The following is a 23,069-nucleotide window of genomic DNA, read 5'->3' as shown; positions in this document are numbered from 1 at the left end:
GGACGATGTGGCACGTCAGAACGGCTCAACCGAGGATTTCGTCCGACCCATCCGCCGGCTCGGAGTGGGGCTTCTCTTGCTGTGCCTCCTCGCGGTCTTCGTGCTGTGGCGGATCGACAGTCCGCGCGCCGAGAGATTTCGGGCGCATCTGGTCGACGTGGTGGTGCCGAACCTCGACTGGGCCATGGTGCCCGTGACCGAGATGGCGAACCTTGCGCGTGGATTTCAGTCCTACGCCGCGCTTCAGCGTCAGAACCGCGAGTTGCGCGACGAGCTTCAGCAGATGAAGGCGTGGAAGGAAGCCGCCCTTCAGCTCGAGCAGGAGAACGCCAAGCTTCTGGACCTGAACAAGGTGCGCCTTGACCCGGCGCTGACCGTGGTGACGGGGCAGGTCATGGCGGACTCGGGCTCGCCCTTCCGCCAGTCGGTGCTGCTGAACGTGGGGGGCGCGCGGGACGGCATCATGGATGGCTGGGCGGTGACCGACGGGTTGGGTCTTGTGGGCCGTATCTCGGGCGTGGGGCAGCGGTCGAGCCGGGTGCTGCTTCTGAGCGACGCGGCGAGCCGCGTGCCGGTGACGATTCAGCCATCGGGGCAGCGGGCCGTTCTGTCGGGCGACAACACTGCGCTTCCCGCCCTCGACTTCATCGAGGCGCCCGAGGAGGTGAGACCGGGGGACCGGGTCGTGTCGTCGGGCGACGGCGGGGTGTTTCCGGCCGGATTGCTCGTGGGCAGCGTCGTCCTGGCCCGCGACGGGCGGATGCGGATCAGGCTGGCGGCGGACTATGAGCGTCTGGAGTTCCTGCGCGTCCTGCGAAGTCGTCCCTCCGAGAGGCTGGACGCGGCGCCCGATCTGATCGGCCCGCTTCTTCCGGTGCCGGAAGCGGCCCTTCTGCCGAACGCCGGGGAGCCCGCCGATGGCTGACCGTCCAGGCCGCATCTGGGGCTATCGCCTGCTGTTCGTGTTCCTCGCCGCGGCGGTCAGCTTTGTCCAGCTTCTGCCGCTCGATCCCGGGCCGGGCCTGATCCCGGGGCCGGACGTCCTTCTCCTGATCGCCTTGTCCTGGACGGTGATGCGGCCCGAGTACCTGCCGGTCTGGCTGATCGCGGCGGTGTTCCTGCTGGCGGACTTCCTCCACATGCGGCCACCCGGTCTCTGGACCGCGCTCGCCGTGGCAGGGACCGAGTTCCTTCGGACGCGCAGCCATACGCTGAGAACGACGTCGTTTCCGGTCGAGTGGCTGCTGGTGTCGGGCCTGATCCTGGTGATGACATTGGCGAACGCGGCGATCCTTGGGGTTTTCGCCGTGGGCCAGCCCGCGATAGGCTTGATCCTGATGCGCATGATCTTCACCGTGTTGAGTTATCCGTTGATCGTCGTTCTGGCGGGCCGCGCATTCGGCGTCCGCAAGGCGCCTGTCAGCGACATCCTGGGGCAAAGGGCATGAGGCGATCTCCGAAGGAAACGGACGAGGCCGCAAGCCTCGTGACGCGCCGGGCCTTCGTGCTTGGCGTGGCTCAGGTTGGAGTCATGGGCGTCCTTGGGCTGAGGATGCGCCAGTTGCAGGTCGAGGAGGCCGAGAGCTATCAGCTTCTGGCCGAGGAAAACCGGATCAACGTCCGGCTCATTCCGCCGTCGCGCGGGATCATCTACGACCGTCACGGCGTGCCCCTGGCGCAGAACGCGCAGAACTACCGCATCGTCATCGTGCGCGAGGATGCGGGCGACATCGACGAGACCATCGCCAAGGTCAAGCGACTGGTGAACATCGAACCGGCCGAGCTGGAGCGGTCTCTGAAAGAGATGTACCGCCGCAGCCCCTTCGTGCCGATCACGCTCGCCGACCAGCTCGAGTGGAAGGACGTGGCGGAAGTCGCGATCAACGCGCCTGCGCTTCCCGGTGTCACGCCGGACGTGGGTCTGAGCCGCGAATACCCGTTGGGCGAGGATTTTGCGCATATCATCGGCTATGTCGGGCCGGTCAGCGACTATGACCTGTCGAAGATCGAGGATCCGGACCCCCTGCTTCAGATCCCCGAGTTCCAGATCGGAAAGATCGGGCTGGAGGCCAAGCTCGAAGGCGACCTGAGGGGCCGGGCGGGTACGCGGCGGATCGAGGTGAACGCGGGCGGGCGCGTCATGCGCGAGCTCAGCCGGGACGAGTTCACGCCGGGCCGCGATATCCAGTTGACCATCGACCACGGACTTCAGAACTATGCGCAGTCGCGGCTTTCGGCTGAAAGCGCGGGTGCGGTGGTGATGAACGTCGAGACAGGCGATCTTCTGGCCATGGCCTCGGCGCCGTCGTTCGATCCGAACCTCTTCGTGAAGGGGATCTCGTCGAAGGACTACGGTTCGCTGCGGGACAATGACCACAGGCCCCTGTTCAACAAGACGGTGCAGGGCACCTATCCGCCCGGATCGACCTTCAAGATGATGACCGGCCTCGCCGCCCTGCGCGCGGGCGTCATCGGAACGGGAGATACCGTCTACTGTCCTGGCTATATGAGCCTGGGCGGTCGGCGGTTCCACTGCTGGAAAAGCGGTGGCCATGGTCACATGGACTTGAACAATGCGATGACGCAGTCATGCGACGTCTATTTCTACGAGGTGGCGCAGAGGGTCGGTATCGACCGCATGGCCGAGCTCTGCCACGAATTCGGGCTGGGGGAGCGTCACGACCTGCCGATCTCGGCGGTGGCCGACGGGCTTATTCCCTCAACGGAATGGAAGATCCGCGCGCGCGAAGAGCGATGGCAGCCGGGTGACACTCTGAACTCGGCCATCGGGCAGGGCTTCGTGCTGACCTCGCCCTTGCAGCTTGCGGTGATGACGGCGCGCATCGCCTCGGGACGGGCGGTGAAGCCTCGGCTTGTGAAGTCGATCGACGGGGTTGAAGTCCCGATCGAGGAAGCTCCGGAACTGAACGTCTCGGCGGCGCACCTGAACGCGGTCCGGAAGGGCATGTGGAGCGTCTCGAACGGCCAGCGGGGCACAGCGGCGCGGTCGCGGATCGTGACCGAAGGGCTGGAGATGGCGGGCAAGACCGGCACGAGCCAGGTCCGCAACATCACCGCCGCCGAGCGGGCGCGGGGCGTCACCCGGAACGAGCAGCTTCCCTGGAACCGGCGCGACCACGGCCTCTTCGTCTGCTATGCGCCTTATGACCGGCCGAAGTACGCGGTCGCGACAATCATCGAACACGGAAGCGGCGGATCGACGGCGGCGGCGCCGCCCTCGCGCGACATCCTTCTCTATGCGCTCTATGGGGACATTCCGCCGCTGGAGGCCTATCCGAAGGACCAGCGCGAGCGTATCCGCGTCCAGCACGAGGAGATGGTCCTGCGTCCGCGCCTCCAGCCCGAGGCCAAGGCCACCCGCGCATGACCTACCTCGAGAGCAAGGTCCAGAGCGTCCCGACGGGCGCGCGGAAGATCCTCTATGCCAACTGGGCCATCGTCCTTTTGCTGACGGCGGTCGCCTGTGTCGGATTCCTGATGCTCTATTCGGTGGCGGGCGGCGACCTGTCCAGATGGGCCGAGCCGCAGATGAAGCGGTTCGCGGTCGGCATGGTCGCGATGCTGCTGATCGGCCTCGTGCCGATCTGGTTCTGGCGCTCGATCTCGCCGGTGGCCTATCTGGTCGCGCTCGGCCTTCTCGTCCTCGTCGAGATCATGGGCTTCGTCGGCATGGGGGCGCAGCGCTGGATCGACCTGGGGTTCATCCGGCTTCAGCCGTCCGAGCTGATGAAGATCACGCTCGTGATGATTCTCGCCGCCTACTACGACTGGTTGCCGCTGAACAAGGTATCGCGGCCTTTCTGGATCATCCCGCCCCTGGTGATGATCCTTCTGCCAACGGCGCTGGTCCTGAAGCAGCCCGACTTGGGGACTGCGATCCTGCTGATCGCGGGCGGGGGCATCGTGATGTTCTGCGCCGGCGTGTCCTGGCTGTATTTCCTCGCGGTCGTGGGCGCGGGCGTAGGTCTCATCTATACCGTATTCGCCTCGCGCGGGACGGACTGGCAGTTGATCAAGGACTACCAGTTCAAGCGGATCGACACGTTCCTCGATCCGTCGACCGATCCGCTCGGGTCCGGCTATCACATCACGCAGGCGATGATCGCGCTCGGGTCCGGCGGGTGGGGCGGCAAGGGATACATGCAGGGCACGCAGTCGCGCCTGAACTTCCTGCCGGAGAAGCATACCGATTTCATCTTCACGACGCTGGCCGAGGAGTTCGGTTTTCTGGGCGGCATCTCGCTTCTGTCGCTTTACGGCCTCGTAGTGCTGTTCTGCGTGTTGTCGGCGGTTCAGAACAAGGACCGCTTCGGCTCGCTTCTGACGCTTGGGATGGGCGCGACGCTGTTTCTCTTCTTCGCCGTCAACATGTCGATGGTGATGGGACTTGCCCCGGTGGTGGGCGTGCCCTTGCCGCTGGTCAGCTACGGCGGCTCGGCCATGCTTGTCCTTCTCGCCGCCTTCGGGCTGGTCCAGTCCGCCCACATCCACAGACCCCGGAGCCGATGACCCGCATTCTCTTTTCCGCCCCCCGGAGCGACTGGGAGGACTATCGCGATGTCTTGCCCGCCGCCATCGCCGATGCAGGCGTGGAGGCGACGATCGAACACGCTCTCGACCCCGAAGACCCGGCGTCGGTCGACTATGTCGTCTATGCGCCCTCATCGCGGCTGAAGGACTTCACGCCTTTCACCGGGGCGAAGGCCGTCCTGAACCTCTGGGCAGGGGTCGAGGGCATCGTGGGCAATGAAACGCTCACGCAGCCGTTGGCGCGGATGGTCGATCCTGGTCTGACCGAAGGGATGGTCGAATGGTGCGTCGGCCATGTGCTGCGGCATCACCTGGGCATGGATCGCGACATCCTCCGCAGGGATGCGGTCTGGGATCCCGTGGCGCCGCCGCTTGCGCGTGACCGGGAGGTGACCGTGCTGGGGCTTGGCGAGTTGGGCCGGGCGGTGGCAGAGGCGCTGGCGGCGCTGAACTTCCGGGTCACGGGGTGGAGCAGGACGCCGAAGCGCATTCCGGAGCTGACGTGCCTTTCGGGCGACGACGGGCTCGCCGAGGCGCTGCGCCGGGCCGAGATCCTTGTCCTGCTGTTGCCCCTGACGGAGGGGACGCGGGATCTGCTCGACGCCGCGCGCCTGTCGCTTCTGCCCGAGGGAGCGGTGATCGTGAACCCCGGCCGGGGACCGCTGATCGTCGACGACGACCTTCTCGCGGCGCTGGATGCCGGTCGGGTCGGTCACGCGACGCTCGACGTCTTCCGGACCGAACCGCTGCCCGAAGGACATCCGTTCTGGGCCCATCCGCGCGTGACGGTGACGCCTCACATCGCGTCGGCGACCCGTCCCAGAAGTGCGGCGCGGGTGATTGCCGAGAACATCCGGCGAGGCGAGGCGGGCGAGCCGTTCCTGTACCTCGTCGACCGCGCGCGGGGATACTGACCGATCAGCGAAGCTTTGGCGGTCGGGTCGGGTCCGTGCCCGGAGCGCGCGGCGGTTCGGGTGGCGCGACCTTTGGCAAATCGAAGCGCAGGCCGACACGTCTGAGCCGCGCAAGCGCCGGGGCGTCGGGCGGCAGGAAGGTGACGTCCAGTTCCCCGGCGGCGAGGTCCGAGAAGACGAGCGCCTCGCGTACAGCCCGCGCAATGGCGGGTTCGGCCCCGTCGCGCGCGTCGACGATGGCCAGAAGGTGCCCCCGCCGACCGCCGCGGTAGCGGACCGCGACGAGCCAGGCGGCTTCGGCAAGGCCCCCGGCCGCGGCGAGGCGCGCGTCGAGGGATTTCAGGAGTGTCTCGGGAAGGCCGGAGGGCGGAAGGTACTCGGTCGGCGTCGCCGTTACCTGGGAGGGTGCTATCCCGAGCGTATCGGTCAGCCAGGCCAGCGCCTCGGGCGGGATCAGGATGGCGGAGGGCGCGACCTCGAAGTTGAGACCGATGCCGATGGCGCGGCCCGACAGCAATGCCGCGAGCGCGCGACCTGGCAGGGCGGCATAGGGCGCGGGGCCTCCGGCAAAGGCCGCAAGCCGGTCTTCGCCGTCGAAGGCGAGGACGAAGGTGCCCTCCTCGGTGTCGAAGAGTTTGGGCACCACGGGACCGCCGCCGTCGCTTTCGATCATCAGGACGAGTTCTGCATCGGCGAGTTGCGCGAAGAAGCGAAGCCGCGCCGCGTCGTCGGCGGGGGCCGCATCCATCTCGGCGTGCGCGCGGTCAAGCGGAGTCATGCCAGCGCCTCGGACACGCGAGTGCGGAGAACGGGCAGAAGCTCGGCCTCGAACCACGGGTTGCAATTGATCCAGCCGGTATTGCGCCAGGACGGATGGGGCAGGGGGATCGCGTCCGGTAGGAAGTCGCGCCAGCGCGAGACGGTCCGCGTGACGCCGCCCTTGGCTGCAGCGCCCAGATGCCAAGTCTGGGCATAGCCGCCGATCAGCAGGGCGAGCCGGAAGCGCGGCATGGCCTCGACGATCCGAGCGCGCCAGGTCGCGGCGCAGATGCGGGGCGGAGGCAGGTCGGATCCGGAGGCGTCATAGCCAGGAAAGCAGAAGGCCATCGGCACGATGGCAACCTTCGAGCGATCGTAGAACGTGTCCTCGTCCACGCCCATCCAGTCGCGCAGCCGCACCCCGGAGCGATCCCAGAACGGCTTCTGCGCCTCATGCACGCGCAGGCCAGGCGCCTGGCTCGCGACCAGGATCGGGGCGTCGGGGCCGAACCAGACCACCGGGCGCGGCTGATGCGCCGTGGCCGTCGCGGCGAAGCGGTCGGCGCAGAGGCGGCAGGCCGAGATGTCGGTGGCGAGACGGGAGAAACTCATGTCGCGCATGTAGAGGCGGCCGGCGCAGATTTCCACCTTGACTCGTTTCTATGTTTCTAGAAATATAGAAGCATGGACATGACGCCGACAGATGACAGCACCCTTGCCGAAGCCGCCTCGACCTTCGCCGCGCTCGGGTCCGAGCAGAGGCTGGGTGTCCTGAGAACGCTGGTTCGGGCTGGGCCGGACGGACTGTCGATCGGCGAGCTTGGGGCGCGGTCCGGTGTGACCGGATCGACGCTGACGCACCACATGAAGATACTCTCGGCGGCCGACCTCGTGCGGCAGGTGCGCGAGGGCAGGCGTATCATCTGCATCGCAGCCGCCTATGCGCGGATGAAGTCGCTGTCCGAGTTCCTGCTGACCGACTGCTGCGCCGACAGCAGCCATCCCCACAAGGATCACCGTCATGGCTGATGTCTCGCACCCGCAGGGACCTGCGCATTCGGGCGGGCCGAGGCTCAGGATCGACCGCGTCTGGGTCTTCGCCGCTCTCTTGCCGCTCGCTGTCGCCGTCATCGACCCGGCGCAGGCGGTCGAGACGGTGCGCTTCGCCTTGGCCGCGCTGCTTCACACGGCGCCTTTCCTTCTCTTTGCCGTTCTCGCCGTCGCCTGGCTGAAGGCCACGGGCGCGGAAGTCCTGCTTGCCCGCGCCTTCGAGGGACGCGAGACACGCATGATCGTGGTTGCAGCACTTCTGGGTGGGCTGTCGCCGTTCTGTTCGTGCGAGGTCATTCCGTTCATCGCCGCGATGCTGGCGGTCGGCGCGCCCTTGTCGGCGGTGATGGCGTTCTGGCTTGCCTCGCCGCTGATGGACCCGGCGATGTTCCTCGTGACGGCCGGCACGCTCGGACTGCCGTTCGCCATCGGCAAGACCATTGCGGCGGTGTCGCTTGGTCTTTCGGGCGGCATGGTGGTCCGTGCCTTCGCGACGTCGCCCGTTTTCGCGAACCCGCTCAAGGTCGCGCCGAAGCCCGCTTGCGGGTCGTGCTGCGGCGGTTCGAAGCCGGCGGCGTTCAAGGGCGAGGTGACCTGGGGCTTCTGGCGCGAGGCGGATCGGCGCGAGACATTCCGCTCGACCGCCGTCGACAACGCGCTCTTCCTAGGCAAGTGGCTTCTGGTGGCCTACATGGTCGAGGCGTTGATGCTGGCCTGGGTTCCGGCGGAATCGGTCGCGGGTCTTCTGGGCGGGACGGGCGTTGGGCCGGTGGTCCTCGGGGCGCTGATCGGCGCGCCGGCCTACCTCAACGGCTATGCTGCGGTGCCGCTGGTCGATGCCCTGCTGCAGCAGGGCATGGCGCCTGGCGCCGCGATGTCCTTCGTCCTCGCGGGCGGGGTGAGCTGTATTCCCGCCGCCATCGCGGTCTGGGCGCTGGTCAAGCCGCGGGTCTTCGCGGCTTATCTCGGGATCGCCCTGTCGGGCTCGATCGTGGCCGGCCTCCTGTGGGGTATCGTCGCGGCCTGAACCGTTTCAGTTGATGGGAGCCGGAGCCTAAACTATTCCCTTCCAAAACCTTTCGGGAGGGCGGCATGTATCACGTCTGGAACTTCGTGACCAACTACTCGCTTCTGCTGATCGCAGGGGCCTTGATCGCGCTGGTGTGGGCGAACATAGATGCCGAGAGCTATCACCACTTCGTCGAATTCGAGCTGATCCACGACTTCATCGTCGGTCACGCGCATTACGATGCCGCAGGGCAGGTCGAATACCGCTCGCTGACGCTCCACTACCTCTGAACCATGCCGAGCACCTGCTGAAGCACCCGGTCGAGGTCGTCCTGTTCTTTTTCGGCCTCCTGAACGCGGGCGTCGAGTTCTCGTCCATCGGGTCGCCGACCTGGCTTGTCCTTCTGGGGCTCATCGTGGGCAAACCTGCAGGCGTCCTGCTGTTCGGCTGGATTGCGGCAGGCCCGCTCGGGCTCGGGCTGCCGAAGGGGATGCGGACCATCGACCTCTTTGTCGTCGGGTGCGTCGCCGCCATCGGCTTCACGGTCTCGCTTTTCATTGCCTCCGTGGCCTTCGAACCGGGGCCAGTGCAGGATGCGGCGAAGATGGGCGCGCTCTTCAGCTTCTTCGCGGCGGCGCTCTCGATTGCAGCGGGCAAGCTCACGCGCGTGCAGAAGCAGGAGAACTGATCAGCCAACGAACCGGCGGAGCCTCGCCGGTTCGTCCTTCCCGATGGCCAAGGGCCGCTGATCATGGCGATCCTCCAGGATTCCGTGCTGGAACACCTGCGATTTAATTGGCAAAACGCCACACATTCGCACCATTTTCGGCTAAGGTCGGAACAAACCGGCCGCAAGGCGCAGTACGGCACGTCAGGCAACATGTCCGCATGATCGAGTTTCGGAACGTCTCGAAGTCCTTCTGGACTGGCGAACGGCGCAAGGTGATCCTTGACCGGGCGTCGTTTCGCGTCGAACGCGGGCAGTCGCTCGGCATCCTCGCGCCGAACGGCACCGGCAAGACGACGGTCGTCAACATGATGGCGGGATTGGAAAAACCGGACGAGGGCGAGATCGTCCGCCGGTCGCGCATCTCGTTTCCGCTCGGCTACATGGGCGGTCTGGTGCCGCGTCTGTCGGCGATGGAGAACTGCCGGTTCATCGCGCGAATCTACGACAAGGACCCCGACTATCTCGAGGCGTTCTGCCGCTGGGTCTGCGGGCTGGAAGAATACTTCGACATGCCCGTCGGGACCTATAGCGCCGGAATGGCGGCGCGGTTCTCGTTCTCGCTGCTCCTGGCTCTCGATTTCGACTTCTACCTGATCGACGAAGGGATGCCTGCGACGACCGATGCCGACTTCAACCGGAAGGCCGGCCAGATCCTTTACGAGCGACTTAAGACGTCCACGGTGATCATCGTGTCTCACCAGGCGACCACGCTCGAGAAATTCTGTAAGACGGCAGCCGTCCTGCGCAATGGGCGGATGCTGATGTTCGACACGCTTGAAGAGGCGAAAGCAGTCTATGACTACCAACCCCAAAGCGCCTAAGTTCCGTATCCGTCGCAGCTCGGGGCGCGCCCCGGGCACCGAGGGCGGCGAGGATCGGTCGCTCCCCGGCACCTCCGAGGACGGCTTCGGCGACATGGCCTTCCCGGGCTCGGCCAAGGCCGACACCGAGGCCGCCTCCGAGACGTCGATCTCGCAGATCCGGCGCGAGGGCCTGACCGGGCGCCAGCTTCGCATGGCGCGACGCCTGGCGCAGAAGCACGGGATGACGCCGTCGTCTGACTTCGACGCCGTGCGCCTCTTGCGCGATCGGGGCATCGACCCCTTCGACCGCGCGAACATGATCGAACTCGTCCACGCCCGCGACACGTCGGACAGCCCCGCACCGGCGGCCGCAGCCGGGCAAGCGCAGCCACAAGGACAGCAGGCCCAACCCGCGCAACCGGGCGATGCGCCGCGCCGCGCCGGTCTGCCGCAAACGGTGGATCCGAAGCGGAACCTGCCGGGCGAGCACATCCCGGCCGGATCCGGTCCGGCCAATCTGCACGACATCGAGCGCATTCAGCGCGATATCATCCGGCGTCGACGGCGGAAACTGGCGCTTCTCGGCCTCAGGCTGACGCTGTTCGTCTTCCTGCCGACGATGATCTGCGGCTACTACTTCGCCTATCTCGCGACACCCAGCTATGCGACCAAGTCCGAGTTCATCGTACAGCAGGCCGAGGTCACGTCCGGCACAGGCGGCCTTCTCGGCGGCACGGCGATGGCGACGAGCCAGGATTCGATCCTGGTGCAGGACTACCTGACATCGCGCGGGGCGCTGCAACGGCTCGACAGCGAATACGGCTATCGCGAGCACTTCAGCGATCCCTCGGTGGATTCTCTTCAGCGTGTCATGCCCGATGCGACGAACGAGGCGCTCTACAAGCATTACCAGAAGCATGTGAAGGTTGGCTACGACCCCACGGAAGGCGTGCTTCGCATGGAGGTCTCGGCCCTGTCGCCCGAGATGAGCCGCGTCTTCTCGGAGGCGCTGATCGGCTATTCCGAGGAACGGGTCGACCAGATCACCGAGCGCAAGCGGGCCGACCAGATGCGCGGCGCGAACGAGACGTTCGAGGACGCCGACCGCAAGATGCTCGAGGCGCAGGAAAAGGTCCTGGCCCTCCAGGAGCAGATGGGCGTGCTCGACCCGCAGTCCGAAACCGCCGGCGTGATGAGCCAGGTCAACGCGCTTGAAACCCAGCTGACCGAGAAGCGGCTGCAGCTGAGTCAGCTCATGGACAACGCCCGTCCGAACCAGGCTCGTGTCGCTGGCGCCGAGGGAGACATCGAACGGCTCGAGACGCTGATCGCGGATCTGCGTTCGCAATTGACGGAGCAAGGATCGACGCAGGGCTCTCTGGCCTCGATGACCTCGCGCCTGCGCATGGCCGAGGTCGAACTCGAGACCCGGACGATGATGATGCAGGAATCGCTCCAGCAGCTCGAAGCCGCCCGCATCGAGGCGAACCGCCAGGTCCGTTTCCTGTCGATCGGTGTGAGCCCCGTTGCGCCCGACGAGCCGACCTATCCCAAGGTCTTCGAGAACACGCTGATCGCTCTTCTGATCTTCGGTGCGATCTACCTGCTGGTTTCGGTGACCGTCCAGGTGCTGCGGGAGCAGGTGTCGAGCTGACGGGATTCGTGTCCGGCGGGACTTGCACAGGCCATCGCGTCTGAGTAAGACACGCTTGCCTTTGGGGAGTGGCGCAACGGTAGCGCAACGGTTTTTGGTACCGCAGGTTGCAGGTTCGAATCCTGCCTCCCCAGCCAGGCACTCCAAGTAACTTTGACGATTGAAGGTGCGGCAGATAATCTGCCGCCCTTTCCGTAAGTTACCGGGAGCACTCTTCGGCGCAGACCAAAGCAAGCCCGGCAACAGGCGCCTTGGCTGGCCTGGGTCTGCACGGGGCATTTTCGCCATACGAGGTTGAATTACAGCGTTTCAGAGGGTCGCTAGCAGGGCACGCTGTTCCTGCCAGTCCGACGGCAGCTCATTGCGCAGGGACCATTCGGATGTGAAGCCCAACGGCTGCCTGCCATCAAGAACATCCCGGACGATGTCAGGAGCCAGGAACGCCAGCCGGATGATCTGCTGAACGCGGCTCTTGTGAGTGCCTTCGGCGTCAGCGATTTCGCCGAAGGTCTCGCCCGCCTTGATCCTTTCCAGCCACTCGATCGCCCGTGCAATGTTACGGGCAAGAGTCTCATCCTGACCCGTCGGCGTATCCGCGAGAACGATCCTTGTCTCCACGCCGCGCTTGCGGAGCTGGAACGGATGGCTCCTGGACAAGGCAGCAGCGTCTATCTGCGTTGCATCCATCGCGAGTTGCGCCGCGACGCTGTCGGCATCAAGTTTGAGGATCATCAATCCGGGTGCGATGTCGATGCGTTCGACCAGTGCCAACATGCCGGACCGGTCGGGATCGGCGCCAAGTCTCTTCAGAGCGGCAGCAGCCTGGGCGATCGTCTCCGCAGGTGCCAAGGGAGCAAGTGTGGCGGCGAAGCCCTGCCGGGAGAAGGTGGCCTGAAGGAGAGTGGCAACCGTGCTCTCAAGCTCCTCGGCCGGCAGACGCCAGGCTCCCGGATGCGGCTGCCCGCTCTGCGCTGCAAGCCGGTGAGAGATGTAGTACCGGAGCCGGACGCCTTTTCGGGTCCTTGAGTGCGTCGGTGTCAGCCGGTCCCCGGTTTCATCAAACAACTTCCCGCAGAGGTGTGACTTAGGAGACGCCAGAGCCCTGCCGCGCCCGCGTGCCGAGTCCTCCTGAAGCTTGCTCTGAACCGCATCCCACCGTTCCGGATCGATGATCGGGGGGTGCTGACCATCGTACACTTTCTTCCGATGCCGGATGCGACCCGCATAGAGAGGGTTAGTGAGGATGTAGTGCAGATGCCCGCGATCAAACGGACCACCTCCAGTCATCTTGCCGCCCGACCTCTCTCGGCGCCGACTACGGAGGTTCAGCCGATCGGCCTCTGCATGGACCTCCCGTACCGTACCAAGTCTCTCATAGAGGTCGTAGATGGTCCGGACGGTCACCGCTTCCTGCTCATTGGTCTTCAGTGTCCGGCCGTCAGGATCATATCCCAGAGGGACGCTCCCACCCATCCAGAGGCCCCGGCGCTTGGAGGCCGCGATCTTGTCCCGTATCCGCTCTGCTGTGACTTCGCGTTCGAACTGGGCGAACGACAGGAGCATGTTGAGCGTCAGACGCCCCATGCTGGTGGCGGTATTGAAGGACTGGGTGACAGAGACGAAGGAAGCTCCGGCCGCATCCAGTGCATCGACGATCTTCGCGAAATCGGCCAGCGACCGGGTCAGCCGATCGATCTTGTAGACGACGATCTGGTCAATCCTGCCAGCGCGGATGTCGTCGAGCAGGCGCAGCAGTGCAGGTCGCTCGAGGCTCCCGCCGGACAGGCCGCCATCGTCGTAGGGCTCCGGCAAGAGCACCCAGCCTTCGTGCTTCTGACTGAGGATGTAGGCTGCGCAGGCCTCTCGCTGCGCATGAAGCGAGTTGAACTCCTGCTCCAGCCCATCCTCCGAGCTCTTCCTTGTGTAGATGGCGCACCGGATCTTCCTCACGACGTGTCCCTTGTCCGGTCGACCAGTCCGAAGAACCTGGGTCCGGACCACGTCGTTCCCGTGATGTGCTTGGCGATCGCAGAGAGGGATGGCCAGGTCCGGGTATCCATGCAGTAGCCCTCCTTCAGGACCTCTACGTGATAGGTGCGTCCGTTCCACTCGCGAACGAGACGGGACCCCGGCCGTGCGACCCGGCGGGTGCTGTCGGAGACCGAATGGCCTCTTGCGATCTGGCGCAGAGCCCGCCGTATGTCCGGCGGAAGCCCACCATGACGACGACACTGGGCTTCATGGCACAGGGCCTTCCGCATGAATGCCACCGACAGGTAGGGCGGCGGAGGAGACCCGAACGCCTCCTCCCAATCCTGCAAGATATGTATGCGGTCGGGATCCGCCTTACCCATGCAAGGGCTCCATTGAGGAGGTCGTTACGGGGCCTGGCTTGGGCTTTCCAATGATGCGGTATCGCGTTCGCCTGGCACGGTCCGATTTCTCCGCCGCAATCTCGTACCCGGCCTTCTTCAGCCCGCTGATCGCCGCTCGCGTCGTGTGCGGCTTCCAGCCGAGTCTGGCACTGATTGCGGTGGCGTCCGCGCCCGACTTCGTCGAGAGCAGCCGGATCAGCTGGGCTGTCTTGGTGTCCCTGGGCCTACCGGCTTTCGTTGGCGCAAGGCGCTTGGTTTCCACGCTTTCTTTTTTAGTGGTCATCTCTGTCTCCTCTTACATGTGCAGGAGCATCTCGCCCCTGCTACCAGGCAAAGCCCGGAGGGCCGGGCGGAGACTGACGGCTAGATCGTCGCGTGGACACTACCGCTCTGGTTCCAGGAGAAGTCCAGCCGGAAAAATGGTTAGCCATGTAGCGGTCTTGCGATAGCAGAAACCCGCAAGAAGGGCGGAAAGGCGACGTTCGCCGTGCGACGCGCGCAAGCCGTGGTTACCTCTCAGGTTTCAACCACCGAACCCGACGATGAGCCGAGGTGCGCGGGACCGACCAGCACTCAAGAAAGGCCGCGACGGCCAGAACTGGGAGTACCTTCAAACTTACACCAAGTGCGGCACGTGGCAGCCGATCCTGCCGACATGTTGAAGCTTGTGTGGTGGAGACGAGTATCGGGATCGAACCCGTGTGCACAGATTTGCAAAAGTGGGTATAACGATGAAATATATCGATAAAATGTTTAGACTTGGGTTCGAAATGATAAGAACAGAGCGTGAATGTTTAGACCCGCTCGTGGACAGTTTTCAGGCCTCAGAAAGCGAAGTTGAGATCACGAAAAGGGCTGGTCGAATTGAGCTCCATGAGAAAAAAACGTGACAACATCTCATCCTTTCGCCGAGCGCAATCCGCGCGCTCAAAGTGGGCGACACCGCAACAAGGCTACCGGCGACGGCGTTTCCCTCGTCGTTATCTCAGAGCGATATGTGTTGTGGCCATCATCTCAATGCTTGGTTGGAAGTTCTACGTCAGCCAATGGCCAGCATGGACGACAGTTCGGCATATGGCTGCGGCGCCAAACTGCGATTTTGCGCGAATGGTGGGCTTGGCGCCCTCCAATCGAGGGCAACCTGGCTACTATCCGAGGCACGATAGGAATCAAGACGGGGTAGCGTGCGAGCCATTTGTTCGGAGGTTCAATTCGCAGAGATGGAGATGACCGATAGTAAGATCAATATTGCAGAACGAATGTGTTCGCCCTGCGAAACAAATTGTGGATCGCGTTGGAAAAAAATGTAAATTTGCGAAAGGCTATCGGAAGTCTCAATTGCCTGAAGGCAATTGGAAGGAAAATTACTGGGGGGGGGCTGCAATTTTCCACGTTCTCGTCCACCGATTCCACCATCTTCGATAATTCATTTGTTAATTGTAATAGGCTTTCTTGGTCAATCTGGTGCAGCTCACCCGATTCTCTGTCGACACCGTTCTTGTGAACGCAATCGTGACGCATTCGTGTAAATCTTTGGATCGCCTCCAGTGAATCTGCTTCAGGTAGTATGTTGAAACCAAGGCCAACACGATAGAATGCATTTGCTTTCTTTAGTTCGTGAAAGGAAACCGCGCGCAGATATTCTAGTAGCGCGGTCGTCGCGAAATCCTCGACGCCAACGGCGTCAGAAAGTCGAATTTGCTTACTGCCAATCCCGATATCCTTGGATGCAAGCAACTTTCCTTGAGCATGCGGACTGTTCGCCACTGTGACAATAAGTGAGTCCGACAAGAATACTTCGAGCGCTGTAATGCTTTGAGCCAATAGCATTCGCGCAAGCATCTGAGATTTCGTGTCGGCGTGCACCTCAACCACCCATGATCTTACGTCATTGATCGTTTACTTAAAGGCGCGAAGTACCGGGCGAGACAACTGTTCCTGTTGCTCTAGCCATTCGTAATAGCCCTGATCGTAGTCGTCATACCCATCAGCTGAACCCCTCACTGGCTCAGCTTCTATTTCGGTGTCGGGATATCCATCAAGCTCGGGATAGGGGCCTCGGAATACGATATCCACTCATGGCGCTAAAACGCCGCTTGTGAGCTTCTGGAAGCGGGATGCTCGGACGACCTGATCGCGGCCGTGACCGGTCAAAGTCCTGCCATGGTCCAGCACTACACTAAGAAGGTTCGGCAGAGGATCAGGGCCATTCAGGCGCAACAGAAGCGTACTGAACAAAGCCAAGTGTAGTTTAGCCTAGCTCCTGTTCCGTCTGGCGCGACGGCGTTGAGCGAAAACAGGAGAACCTATGAACAACGCAGCGGACGCCGCAGTCATCATAGGCTTAAGCCTCGTCGTTCTCATTGGAACCGTTTGGCTTTACATCATCCTCCCCGCTCAGATGGCACGATCACGCAACCGCAGCGTCTTCGGTTGGATTCTGATCTCGCTCATTGTCAGCCCCGCCCTTTCGCTCCTGGCGCTGCTGTACCTCGGCAGGCGCGGACCTGGCCCGGACGCATAGGTCCCCGTGAGCCTCGTTCTGAGTAGAGAAAGAGAACGGAACAAAAACAGAATGTTTAGACGAATTTTTAGACTCGCCTCCGGGCGCGAAGCGACAACCGCCTAACCCATTGAAAAGATTTGGAGGCGAGTACCGGAATCGAACCGGTGTGCACGGATTTGCGATCCGCTACATGCCGTGTACCGACTAACCTTTTCCTGTAAACGGGAATCAACTTCGGCATCGACTTGTCAACAACTTGCGACAGAGATGTAAACGCTTTCCGCCGCCTGAGACGAGCGTAAGCGTGCTGGGCGAGGTAAAGGTCGGGGAAGGGCCGACGCTGTCCTTCATGGCGGGCGGCGCGAAGGTCTAGTGGGCGGGAAGCGGACGCGATGTATTGAACGCTGGACGGCAACTTAGGGCCGAAGCGGACGAGGATCGTAGGACTGCCGAACGTCGGCTAAGGGCCGGAAGCGCCCGGGAGCTCCGCGCTTCCGGACGTCCGCTCAGGGCCCCTCCCTACTTTGACGGTCGCCCGCTGGCACAATTTTCCCGCAGAGCCCGCAACGGACATTCCGGCATTCTTTTTCGCCAATCAATAGACTTGTAGTAAGCTACCGGGCATCATGCGGAACGAAACGCGATCGCTCATGTTCTCCCGCGGCTCGCCATTTGCGCGCGCCGTCCGGATATTACTCCACGAGCTTGGGTTGGCCTATGACGGCCACGAACCCGACGATTCTCCGGCTGAGATCCAACTCGGTACGGTCACGCCCACAATGCAAGTTCCGACACTACGAGATGGTGACGTAACGCTCTGGGAAAGCGGGCTGATCGCTGAATATCTGATGACCCGTTACACCCATCGACCACAGGACGACCGCCCCCTGGCTTTGGTTCCCTGGCGTCCCGAGTTCCTATGGAAGGACAAGCTGCTATTCTCGACCATCCAGACGTTCGGGACTGCTGTGACGACGATATCGCAAATGACCTGGACGGGTGTGCACGTCGACGGGAACCCTCATCTCCGGCGCTGTGCGCAACGGATGACCTTAATTCTCGGTTGGCTTGAAGAAGAACTGGCATTGGCAGATGGCGGTGGGTTCTTCCCGAACTGCGTGTCGATGCAGGACATCTTCCTGATCTGCCATATTCGTTTTGTTCAGGCTCGCCCGCTCGGCATTACGTTCGACCTCTCGCGGCACGAGAAGATCAGCATTCTTGCAGACGAGCTGGACCGCAGGTCCAGCTTCCGCTCGAATCGGATTTTATGGTGGGACCCGGACGTTCTCGATTACGCGCCGGACGGAACCCCAATATACTGAACTGGGAGCATGGGTTAGCGGTCCCGCAAGCGCCCTTGACTCGCGGCCTTCAGTTGCTCTGTCACGAGAGTGTGGGTGTCGAAGACTTGAGCCTCTGCGATTACGCCATCGGATTCCCAGTAGTGGGCATCGAAGACTCGGTGCCCGGCAGGGACTACCGTGCCTACGGGGGCGGAACTCAGATAGAAATGTAGGTTGTTGTCCGGGCGACGCTCGAACCAGTCCTTGTTGTCAAAGGTGCCCGAATAGACGCCGACCGAGCTGGGAAACCGTTCGAACAGCATGTGGGTCTTCGTCCCGCAGGTGCCGCAGAAATGAATGTGGACGAGTTTGCCACTTCCTTCGCTCACGTGCCCAAACACACGCGGCGTGCCACGCAGGAGGTGGAAACGGTTCTTGTCGAACAAAGTTTCGATCAAGTAGGCGCTGCCTGTCGCCCTTTGACAGAAGTGGCAGTGGCAGTGAACCACTTCGTTGGGCTGCCCCTCGACGGTGAATTCAAGGCCTCCGCAAAGACATCTTCCATGTTGCATCCACTCACCCCGGAATTGCCGCAGCGATCATAGCACAAAACGGCCGCTTCGTCCGGGTGGCCGATCCGCAGACTAAATATATGCAGCGAACGACCGCTACTGAGAGGTCTCGCACTGCGGCCACTGCCGCGGTCGTCAAGGTCTGGTCAGGCCGAGAGCGGGCCCCATCGGCCAGCGCCTCGAAGGTCCGGTATAGGCAGGAAGCTTCGTCTGGCAGTGCGTTCGACCCAAGTGCTCTTGGAGTGCTGCGCAGAATTACCTTGAACCCTTAGCAAGCGCACTTTGAGACTTTCAGTGACGAGCGACAACTGCGAGCGAACCGTTTTCTCATCGGCATGGAATAAAGCGATCACCCAATCGTAGTCCTTTTGTCGAAACAAGTTCCATCATCAGAAGGACCGCAGACATGAAAACTCTCGCAACTTTTCTCGCCACAGCCGTTGTGGCCACGTCAGCGTTGACTGCCCCGGCGAAGGCCGACGACCTTGACGACACGATCCGCGGCTTCTTCAAGAAGTTTCTGTCGGGTCAGACCGTTTATCGCGGCGAGACCCAGTTCCGCAGTCGGAGCTACGACCGCGACGACGACGATGACGACCGGGGCCGGCGCGGTTCGAGTTCGAACAGCAACAGCAACAGCAACAGCAATTCGAATTCCAGCAGCAACTCCAGTTCAAACAGCAACTCGAACTCGAACAGCAATTTCAGTTCGAACTCGTCGTCCAACTCGAGTTCCAATTCGAGTTCGAACAGCAGCAGCAACTCGTCTTCGAACAGCTCCGACGACGACGATTGAGGCGGCCTGAAAACCCAAACAAAGCGCGCCGGCCGAAAATGGGCCGGCGCTTTTCGTTTGTCGGCCGTCAGCGCGTGGCGCGTGCCTCGGTCCGATACCAGCCGGGAGAAGCCTGCGTACTGCGGGTGACCGTCTTCCGGTCCGCAGCTTCATCGCTCTGCTCCACGCGGATCTCGGCCTGAAGCTCGACCATATCGCGCCGAAAAGGGATCACCTGTACCATCGGCGAGCCCTTCTCGATCACGTGAAGTCCGTCCTTCGCCACCGGGAAGAAAGGAAAATGCACCGGCGCGCGGTAAGTGTCTGTGTCGACGACGCCCGCCAGGACCTCGAAAAGCCCATTGGGGCGATTGAGGGGATTGAGGAACAGGCAGCTCCAGCCCGGCGGCGTGACGATGGTCCAGAAGTTGTGGAACTTGCAGGCAGCGCGCTTGCCCCATGGATTACCCTTCACCTGGTGAGAGCCATGAAAACTGACGAGCGGTCGGTCGAAGTCCCATCCCGCGTCGACAAGGGCTCCTGCGTCCCTCACGTCGAGCCGGACAGTGGCCGGAAGCGGAATGATCCATCCGGTGCTCATCGCGTCGAGAAACGGCAGGCAGCGCTTGATCGTCAGGCCCGTATCGGTGGTCCCGAGCTTTGCCTCATCGACGGCCGGCAGCCTGCGAAACCAGTCCGGGAGATAGTTCTTGGCCGGGACCGGCGGCGCGATCACGCCGTCGTCCTCGGGCGCGCACAGGAAACGGATCTTGCTGTTGGAGCGTTGAAAGAGGTTCATCGTGTTGTCTCCAGATCAGGTTCTGCCAAGGCAGGAAGCATCGAGGTTGAGGAGACCCGCACCGAAGACCCGATCGGGCCCACTGTCACCGAGGTCGAGGGCGCGTACGCGCAGGGTCTCAGCGATCTGCGTCGCGCTAAGTTCTGGCTGTTCCTCTCTCAGGATCGCCGCGGCGGCCGAAACAAACGGCACGGCAAACGAGGTTCCGGTCTTGTGTCGCGCCCCGCTGATAGAGGCGGCGGTCCAGACGTTTACGCCGGGGGCGGCGATGTCGACGTGTTCGCCCTGGATAGCGCGACGATAAACCCGCCTTTCACGGTCGACTGCGGTCACCGCGAGCACCTTTTCGTAAGCCGCGGGGTAGGCTGGGTTCGCCCTAGGGCCATCGTTGCCAACGGCAGAGACGATGACGATATCCCGCTCGACGACAAGCCGCTCCACAATCTCCGCCAGCACCGCGTTCTCCGGACCGGCGAGACTGAGGTTGAGAATCTCGACGCCCCGGTCCGCCAGGAAGTCCAAAGCTTCGACCAACGTGAAGATGTCCGCACGCTCGTCCGACCCTCGCCGGTGGAAAGCGTCGACGGCGACCAAGCGTGCAGCAGGGACGAGGCCAGGCGAACGCGTTCCAGGATCGCCGACCAGCAGCGCCGCGACCGCTGTGCCGTGGACGGCACGAGAGGGATCGAAATCCTGCGGCGACAGCCGATGCACGTCGAGTTGCGCCCCAGCAAACGTTTCGTGGCCTTCGTTGATGCCGGTATCGATCATCCCGATTGTGACGCCGCGACCGCAGCCCGATCGCCGGTCGGGAAGTACGGGCCAGCCGATAGACAGCCGCGCCGGGCACTCGGCCCCGCTGCAGGTCTGGGAGAAGCCCTGTTCCGAGCGATAGAAATGGTTGAAATCTGCGTCCTCGCCCGTTGGCAGGGCGCGAACCGCCGCACGTGCTTCACTCAGCGACAGCCCTGCGGGGATACGAAGACGGCGGGAGACGCCGGGCCAAGCCGCAAGCTGCAGTTCCTCGATGACGGCAAAGCCCTGGGCTGTGAGGACCCCCAGGTCCTCGTCGCTCAGGGCTAGGGCGACGACTTCTCCTGGTGCCGAAATCTGAAGAGGTGCTGACGCGAGGGGAGCAGGAGCCATCTGGCGACGCTGTCCGGGATTGAAGAGATTACGAAGCGCATTTCCGCTGCCGCCAGACGGCCGTCTCACACCAGAGTCGTCGTCATCGTCATCGCGGCCCGACCAACTGTCGTCGTAGTCGTCGTCATCGTCATCATCGTCGTCATCGTCATCGCCGTCATCATCGTCGTCTTGCGCGAAAGTCGGAAATGCCGTTCCCAGTGTCACGACGAACGCTAGCGGCAGAACTTGCGCCGCCGAGACCACCAGCGCGATCCAGAGGGCAAGAAAGCGATTTTTCATCCGGTTCTTCTCCAACTCGCCCAGGGTCTTCCAAGTATACGTGTCGCAACGGAAGATATTCCGTGTCAGTCTCGCGGCAATTCGGATCGGAGAACAATGACGAACAGCTTCGAACGCGATCTCATTGCCGCTCTCCCGGCTCTCAGACGCTATGCGCTGTCACTGTGCCGGAAATCCGACATTGCCGACGACCTTGTTCAGACCTGCGTGGAACGCGCGCTGGCGGCGAGGGTCCGCTATGATCCCGGAGAGCGCCTTGATCCATGGCTGTTCCGTATCCTCCGAAACGCCTGGCTTGACATGACCCGCCGCATGGTGACGAGAGGCACCGAGATCGACGTCACGGAAACGCCGGAGGCCGCCATCCAGGATGGAGCTCGCGTGACCGAAGCCGTTCTGTTCCTGCACGAGACCGAACGGGCGATGGCGGCGCTTCCGGACGACCAGAGAGAAGTCTTGCACCTCGTCTGTTTCGAGGAGCTTTCCTATGCCGAGACGGCGGAGGTTCTGGGCATACCCAAGGGTACCGTGATGAGCCGTCTAGCAAGAGCGCGGATCGCGCTCGCGGAGAGGCTGGGAATAAATTGAAGACAGGAACGTTGTCCTACGGGGGCCAAGGAGCGACGCCATGACCGGCACCGACATCGACGACGAGATGCTGATGGCCTACGCCGACGGCGAGCTTGATGAGCACGATGCCGCAAGGGTCGAAGCGGTGCTTAGCGACGATCCGAGCATTGTCACGCGGCTCGCTGTCTTCTCGCGGACGCGCGAGGCGTTGGTGTCCGCAGCCGCTGTCCGACGTGCGGATCCACTGCCCGGGCAAGTTCTTTCCCGCGCCCAGGTCGCGATCGAGACGGCGGCAGATTTGGAGAGCGATGCCAAGGTTGTGCCCTTGGCCCGCCCGGATCGTCGGCTTCGCTTCTTGCCGATGTCGCTGGCTGCCAGCCTTGCGGTTGTAGGCTTTCTTGGCGGATACGTCCTGTCCCCCTATGCGCGGGTAGAGCCGCAAGACCCTCGCTTCGCGATCCTGGGCACCACGGGCCTGTCCGAAGAATTGGACCGGCTTCCGGCGGGGGGGCGGGCTGCCATCGAAGGTGGAGAGGTGGCCATCATAGCCTCCTTCCGCGATGCAACCGGTGCGCTTTGTCGCGAGTTCGAGGTGGACTCCCCGGATGCGACGACCGTCGTCTCTGTCGCTTGTCGCTCCCAAGCAGGCTGGGATCCGAAGCTCGCCGTGGTCGCCCCGGCCGATGATGGAACCCAGTACGCGCCGGCCTCGTCGCTTGAGACTCTGGACGCCTATCTGGCTGCCATCGGCGCCAGCGCACCCTTGCCCATCGAAGAAGAAGCGGCGGCACTCGACGACCTCCTGTGACTGAAGCGGCGAAATCGTCTTGAGCCGCTCGGCTGTTTGCGTTGGGTCACGAAGAGAAATTGCGCCGCAGAAGGAGTTAACGGCAACTTACGGGACAGATCGGGAGCCGAGAGGTTTCGCTGCAGTTCGCTTTGGACCGCGCCGCAACACATGGAATCTGAGCCAGAGATGTCAAATTTGCCCTGAACGATTGGTGGGTGGCACAAAGCTCCTCTTTCGCAGGATTGCTCAGCCAGCAGCAAAGAGCACGACGCAACAGCCATATGAATCAAGGGCACCAAGCGACAAACCTTTACATCCGGCCGTGCCGAGCGGCCTCTTTCTTCTTCGCGGGTAGTACGGCTGGCATGGCCACACCGCGCGCCTGCAGCATCACGTGCGCCAAATTCTCACCGTCGCCACAGATGATCTGCTTACGCAGCGCCAACAGCCCATTGTTTATGGTCCTATCGTGCACTACCATTTCCCCGAGGCAATTGA

At 62.9% G+C, this 23,069-nt stretch carries 25 protein-coding genes, 1 tRNA gene and 1 pseudogene; 17 read left to right on the top strand and 10 right to left on the bottom strand.

Translation table 11 applies throughout. The features are described 5' to 3' along the window. Window positions 1–7: 7 nt before the first annotated feature. From mreC to EF888_RS17190, 5 genes are read left to right on the top strand one after another with little or no spacing between them, the layout of a single operon-like run. Window positions 8–925 carry a rod shape-determining protein MreC gene (gene mreC / locus EF888_RS17210; protein WP_109759632.1) on the top strand — a complete coding sequence of 306 codons (918 nt, stop codon included), beginning with the start codon at window positions 8–10 and terminating at the stop codon, window positions 923–925. Beyond that, on the top strand, window positions 918–1,448 hold the full coding sequence (locus EF888_RS17205) for a rod shape-determining protein MreD (protein ID WP_109759633.1): 531 nt from the start codon (window positions 918–920) through the stop codon (window positions 1,446–1,448). Before mreC ends, EF888_RS17205 begins: the two co-directional genes overlap by 8 nt. Next, window positions 1,445–3,388, top strand: coding sequence for a penicillin-binding protein 2 (gene mrdA, locus EF888_RS17200; protein ID WP_109759634.1), 1,944 nt, complete (start codon window positions 1,445–1,447; stop codon window positions 3,386–3,388). Before EF888_RS17205 ends, mrdA begins: the two co-directional genes overlap by 4 nt. Beyond that, window positions 3,385–4,530: a rod shape-determining protein RodA gene (gene rodA, locus EF888_RS17195; protein WP_109759635.1), complete on the top strand. Its 1,146-nt coding sequence runs from the start codon at window positions 3,385–3,387 to the stop codon at window positions 4,528–4,530. Before mrdA ends, rodA begins: the two co-directional genes overlap by 4 nt. Beyond that, complete coding sequence (locus EF888_RS17190; RefSeq protein ID WP_109759636.1) at window positions 4,527–5,465, top strand: 2-hydroxyacid dehydrogenase; 939 nt, start codon at window positions 4,527–4,529, stop codon at window positions 5,463–5,465. Before rodA ends, EF888_RS17190 begins: the two co-directional genes overlap by 4 nt. Window positions 5,466–5,469: 4 nt before the next feature. Here EF888_RS17190 and EF888_RS17185 read toward each other — a convergent pair whose 3' ends face one another. Both EF888_RS17185 and EF888_RS17180 read right to left on the bottom strand, forming a co-directional pair. Continuing rightward, entirely contained in the window at window positions 5,470–6,243 is a 774-nt protein-coding gene (locus EF888_RS17185) for an SseB family protein (protein WP_109759637.1), read from the bottom strand. Then, a complete protein-coding gene (locus EF888_RS17180) occupies window positions 6,240–6,836 on the bottom strand; it encodes a uracil-DNA glycosylase family protein (protein ID WP_109759698.1) in 597 nt (198 codons plus the stop codon). The genes EF888_RS17185 and EF888_RS17180 overlap by 4 nt, the downstream gene beginning before the upstream one ends. Before the next feature lie 72 nt (window positions 6,837–6,908). On the opposite strand from EF888_RS17180, the gene EF888_RS17175 reads away from it, so the two are divergent. The 7 genes and pseudogenes from EF888_RS17175 (at window position 6,909) to EF888_RS17150 (ending at window position 11,607) form a co-directional block, all read left to right on the top strand. After that, entirely contained in the window at window positions 6,909–7,253 is a 345-nt protein-coding gene (locus EF888_RS17175; RefSeq protein WP_109759638.1) for an ArsR/SmtB family transcription factor, read from the top strand. Further along, window positions 7,246–8,301, top strand: coding sequence for a permease (locus tag EF888_RS17170; RefSeq protein ID WP_109759639.1), 1,056 nt, complete (start codon window positions 7,246–7,248; stop codon window positions 8,299–8,301). The genes EF888_RS17175 and EF888_RS17170 overlap by 8 nt, the downstream gene beginning before the upstream one ends. Window positions 8,302–8,366: 65 nt before the next feature. Next, window positions 8,367–8,573, top strand: a complete 207-nt coding sequence (locus tag EF888_RS22350; RefSeq protein ID WP_241239717.1) for a hypothetical protein — start codon at window positions 8,367–8,369, stop codon at window positions 8,571–8,573. Continuing rightward, window positions 8,570–8,971 (top strand): annotated as a pseudogene (locus EF888_RS17165) (Na+/H+ antiporter NhaA); the annotation flags it as partial. The gene EF888_RS22350 and the pseudogene EF888_RS17165, both read left to right, overlap by 4 nt. A gap of 200 nt (window positions 8,972–9,171) precedes the next feature. Beyond that, complete coding sequence (locus EF888_RS17160) at window positions 9,172–9,834, top strand: ABC transporter ATP-binding protein (protein WP_109759640.1); 663 nt, start codon at window positions 9,172–9,174, stop codon at window positions 9,832–9,834. Then, window positions 9,809–11,470, top strand: coding sequence for a KpsE/RkpR family capsule polysaccharide export protein (locus EF888_RS17155; RefSeq protein WP_109759641.1), 1,662 nt, complete (start codon window positions 9,809–9,811; stop codon window positions 11,468–11,470). Before EF888_RS17160 ends, EF888_RS17155 begins: the two co-directional genes overlap by 26 nt. A gap of 62 nt (window positions 11,471–11,532) precedes the next feature. Then, window positions 11,533–11,607 (top strand) — tRNA-Gln (locus tag EF888_RS17150). Between the two features lie 172 nt (window positions 11,608–11,779). On the opposite strand, the gene EF888_RS17145 is transcribed toward EF888_RS17150, so the two are convergent. The 3 genes from EF888_RS17145 to EF888_RS17135 are packed head-to-tail and all read right to left on the bottom strand — an operon-like array spanning window position 11,780 to window position 14,128. Further along, on the bottom strand, window positions 11,780–13,420 hold the full coding sequence (locus EF888_RS17145; protein WP_109759642.1) for a recombinase family protein: 1,641 nt from the start codon (window positions 13,418–13,420) through the stop codon (window positions 11,780–11,782). Continuing rightward, window positions 13,417–13,824, bottom strand: coding sequence for a DUF2924 domain-containing protein (locus EF888_RS17140; protein ID WP_109759643.1), 408 nt, complete (start codon window positions 13,822–13,824; stop codon window positions 13,417–13,419). Before EF888_RS17140 ends, EF888_RS17145 begins: the two co-directional genes overlap by 4 nt. Continuing rightward, entirely contained in the window at window positions 13,817–14,128 is a 312-nt protein-coding gene (locus EF888_RS17135) for a DUF3489 domain-containing protein (RefSeq protein ID WP_109759644.1), read from the bottom strand. The genes EF888_RS17140 and EF888_RS17135 overlap by 8 nt, the downstream gene beginning before the upstream one ends. Window positions 14,129–14,718: 590 nt before the next feature. Here EF888_RS17135 and EF888_RS22660 point away from each other — a divergent pair. Next, window positions 14,719–15,075 carry an excalibur calcium-binding domain-containing protein gene (locus EF888_RS22660; protein ID WP_109759699.1) on the top strand — a complete coding sequence of 119 codons (357 nt, stop codon included), beginning with the start codon at window positions 14,719–14,721 and terminating at the stop codon, window positions 15,073–15,075. A 12-nt stretch (window positions 15,076–15,087) separates the two neighbouring features. Here EF888_RS22660 and EF888_RS17125 read toward each other — a convergent pair whose 3' ends face one another. Continuing rightward, entirely contained in the window at window positions 15,088–15,711 is a 624-nt protein-coding gene (locus EF888_RS17125) for a hypothetical protein (protein WP_126918607.1), read from the bottom strand. 442 nt (window positions 15,712–16,153) lie between these two features. Here EF888_RS17125 and EF888_RS17120 point away from each other — a divergent pair, with 442 nt between their 5' ends. Both EF888_RS17120 and EF888_RS17115 read left to right on the top strand, forming a co-directional pair. Beyond that, on the top strand, window positions 16,154–16,369 hold the full coding sequence (locus EF888_RS17120) for a hypothetical protein (protein ID WP_109759645.1): 216 nt from the start codon (window positions 16,154–16,156) through the stop codon (window positions 16,367–16,369). A 632-nt stretch (window positions 16,370–17,001) separates the two neighbouring features. After that, window positions 17,002–17,676, top strand: coding sequence for a glutathione S-transferase family protein (locus EF888_RS17115; RefSeq protein WP_170121483.1), 675 nt, complete (start codon window positions 17,002–17,004; stop codon window positions 17,674–17,676). Window positions 17,677–17,690: 14 nt separating this feature from the next. On the opposite strand, the gene EF888_RS17110 is transcribed toward EF888_RS17115, so the two are convergent. From EF888_RS17110 to EF888_RS17095, 4 genes are all read right to left on the bottom strand, one after another. Next, window positions 17,691–18,209 carry a GFA family protein gene (locus tag EF888_RS17110; protein WP_109759647.1) on the bottom strand — a complete coding sequence of 173 codons (519 nt, stop codon included), beginning with the start codon at window positions 18,207–18,209 and terminating at the stop codon, window positions 17,691–17,693. 570 nt (window positions 18,210–18,779) lie between these two features. Then, window positions 18,780–18,971 (bottom strand): hypothetical protein, encoded by a 192-nt coding sequence (locus EF888_RS21950; protein ID WP_164721745.1) that lies wholly within the window; start codon window positions 18,969–18,971, stop codon window positions 18,780–18,782. Between the two features lie 101 nt (window positions 18,972–19,072). Further along, window positions 19,073–19,783 carry a DUF6065 family protein gene (locus EF888_RS17100; RefSeq protein ID WP_109759648.1) on the bottom strand — a complete coding sequence of 237 codons (711 nt, stop codon included), beginning with the start codon at window positions 19,781–19,783 and terminating at the stop codon, window positions 19,073–19,075. 15 nt (window positions 19,784–19,798) lie between these two features. Beyond that, entirely contained in the window at window positions 19,799–21,211 is a 1,413-nt protein-coding gene (locus EF888_RS17095) for a S8 family serine peptidase (RefSeq protein ID WP_109759700.1), read from the bottom strand. 96 nt (window positions 21,212–21,307) lie between these two features. Here EF888_RS17095 and EF888_RS17090 point away from each other — a divergent pair, with 96 nt between their 5' ends. Together EF888_RS17090 and EF888_RS17085 are read left to right on the top strand one after the other, a co-directional pair. Beyond that, window positions 21,308–21,799: an RNA polymerase sigma factor gene (locus EF888_RS17090; RefSeq protein ID WP_109759649.1), complete on the top strand. Its 492-nt coding sequence runs from the start codon at window positions 21,308–21,310 to the stop codon at window positions 21,797–21,799. Between the two features lie 40 nt (window positions 21,800–21,839). After that, window positions 21,840–22,589 carry an anti-sigma factor gene (locus tag EF888_RS17085; protein ID WP_109759650.1) on the top strand — a complete coding sequence of 250 codons (750 nt, stop codon included), beginning with the start codon at window positions 21,840–21,842 and terminating at the stop codon, window positions 22,587–22,589. Window positions 22,590–23,069: the final 480 nt, after the last annotated feature.

Source organism: Silicimonas algicola, assembly GCF_003970735.1.
Taxonomy (GTDB): Bacteria; Pseudomonadota; Alphaproteobacteria; order Rhodobacterales; family Rhodobacteraceae; genus Silicimonas; species Silicimonas algicola.
This window is presented reverse-complemented; position numbering and strand designations above follow the sequence as displayed.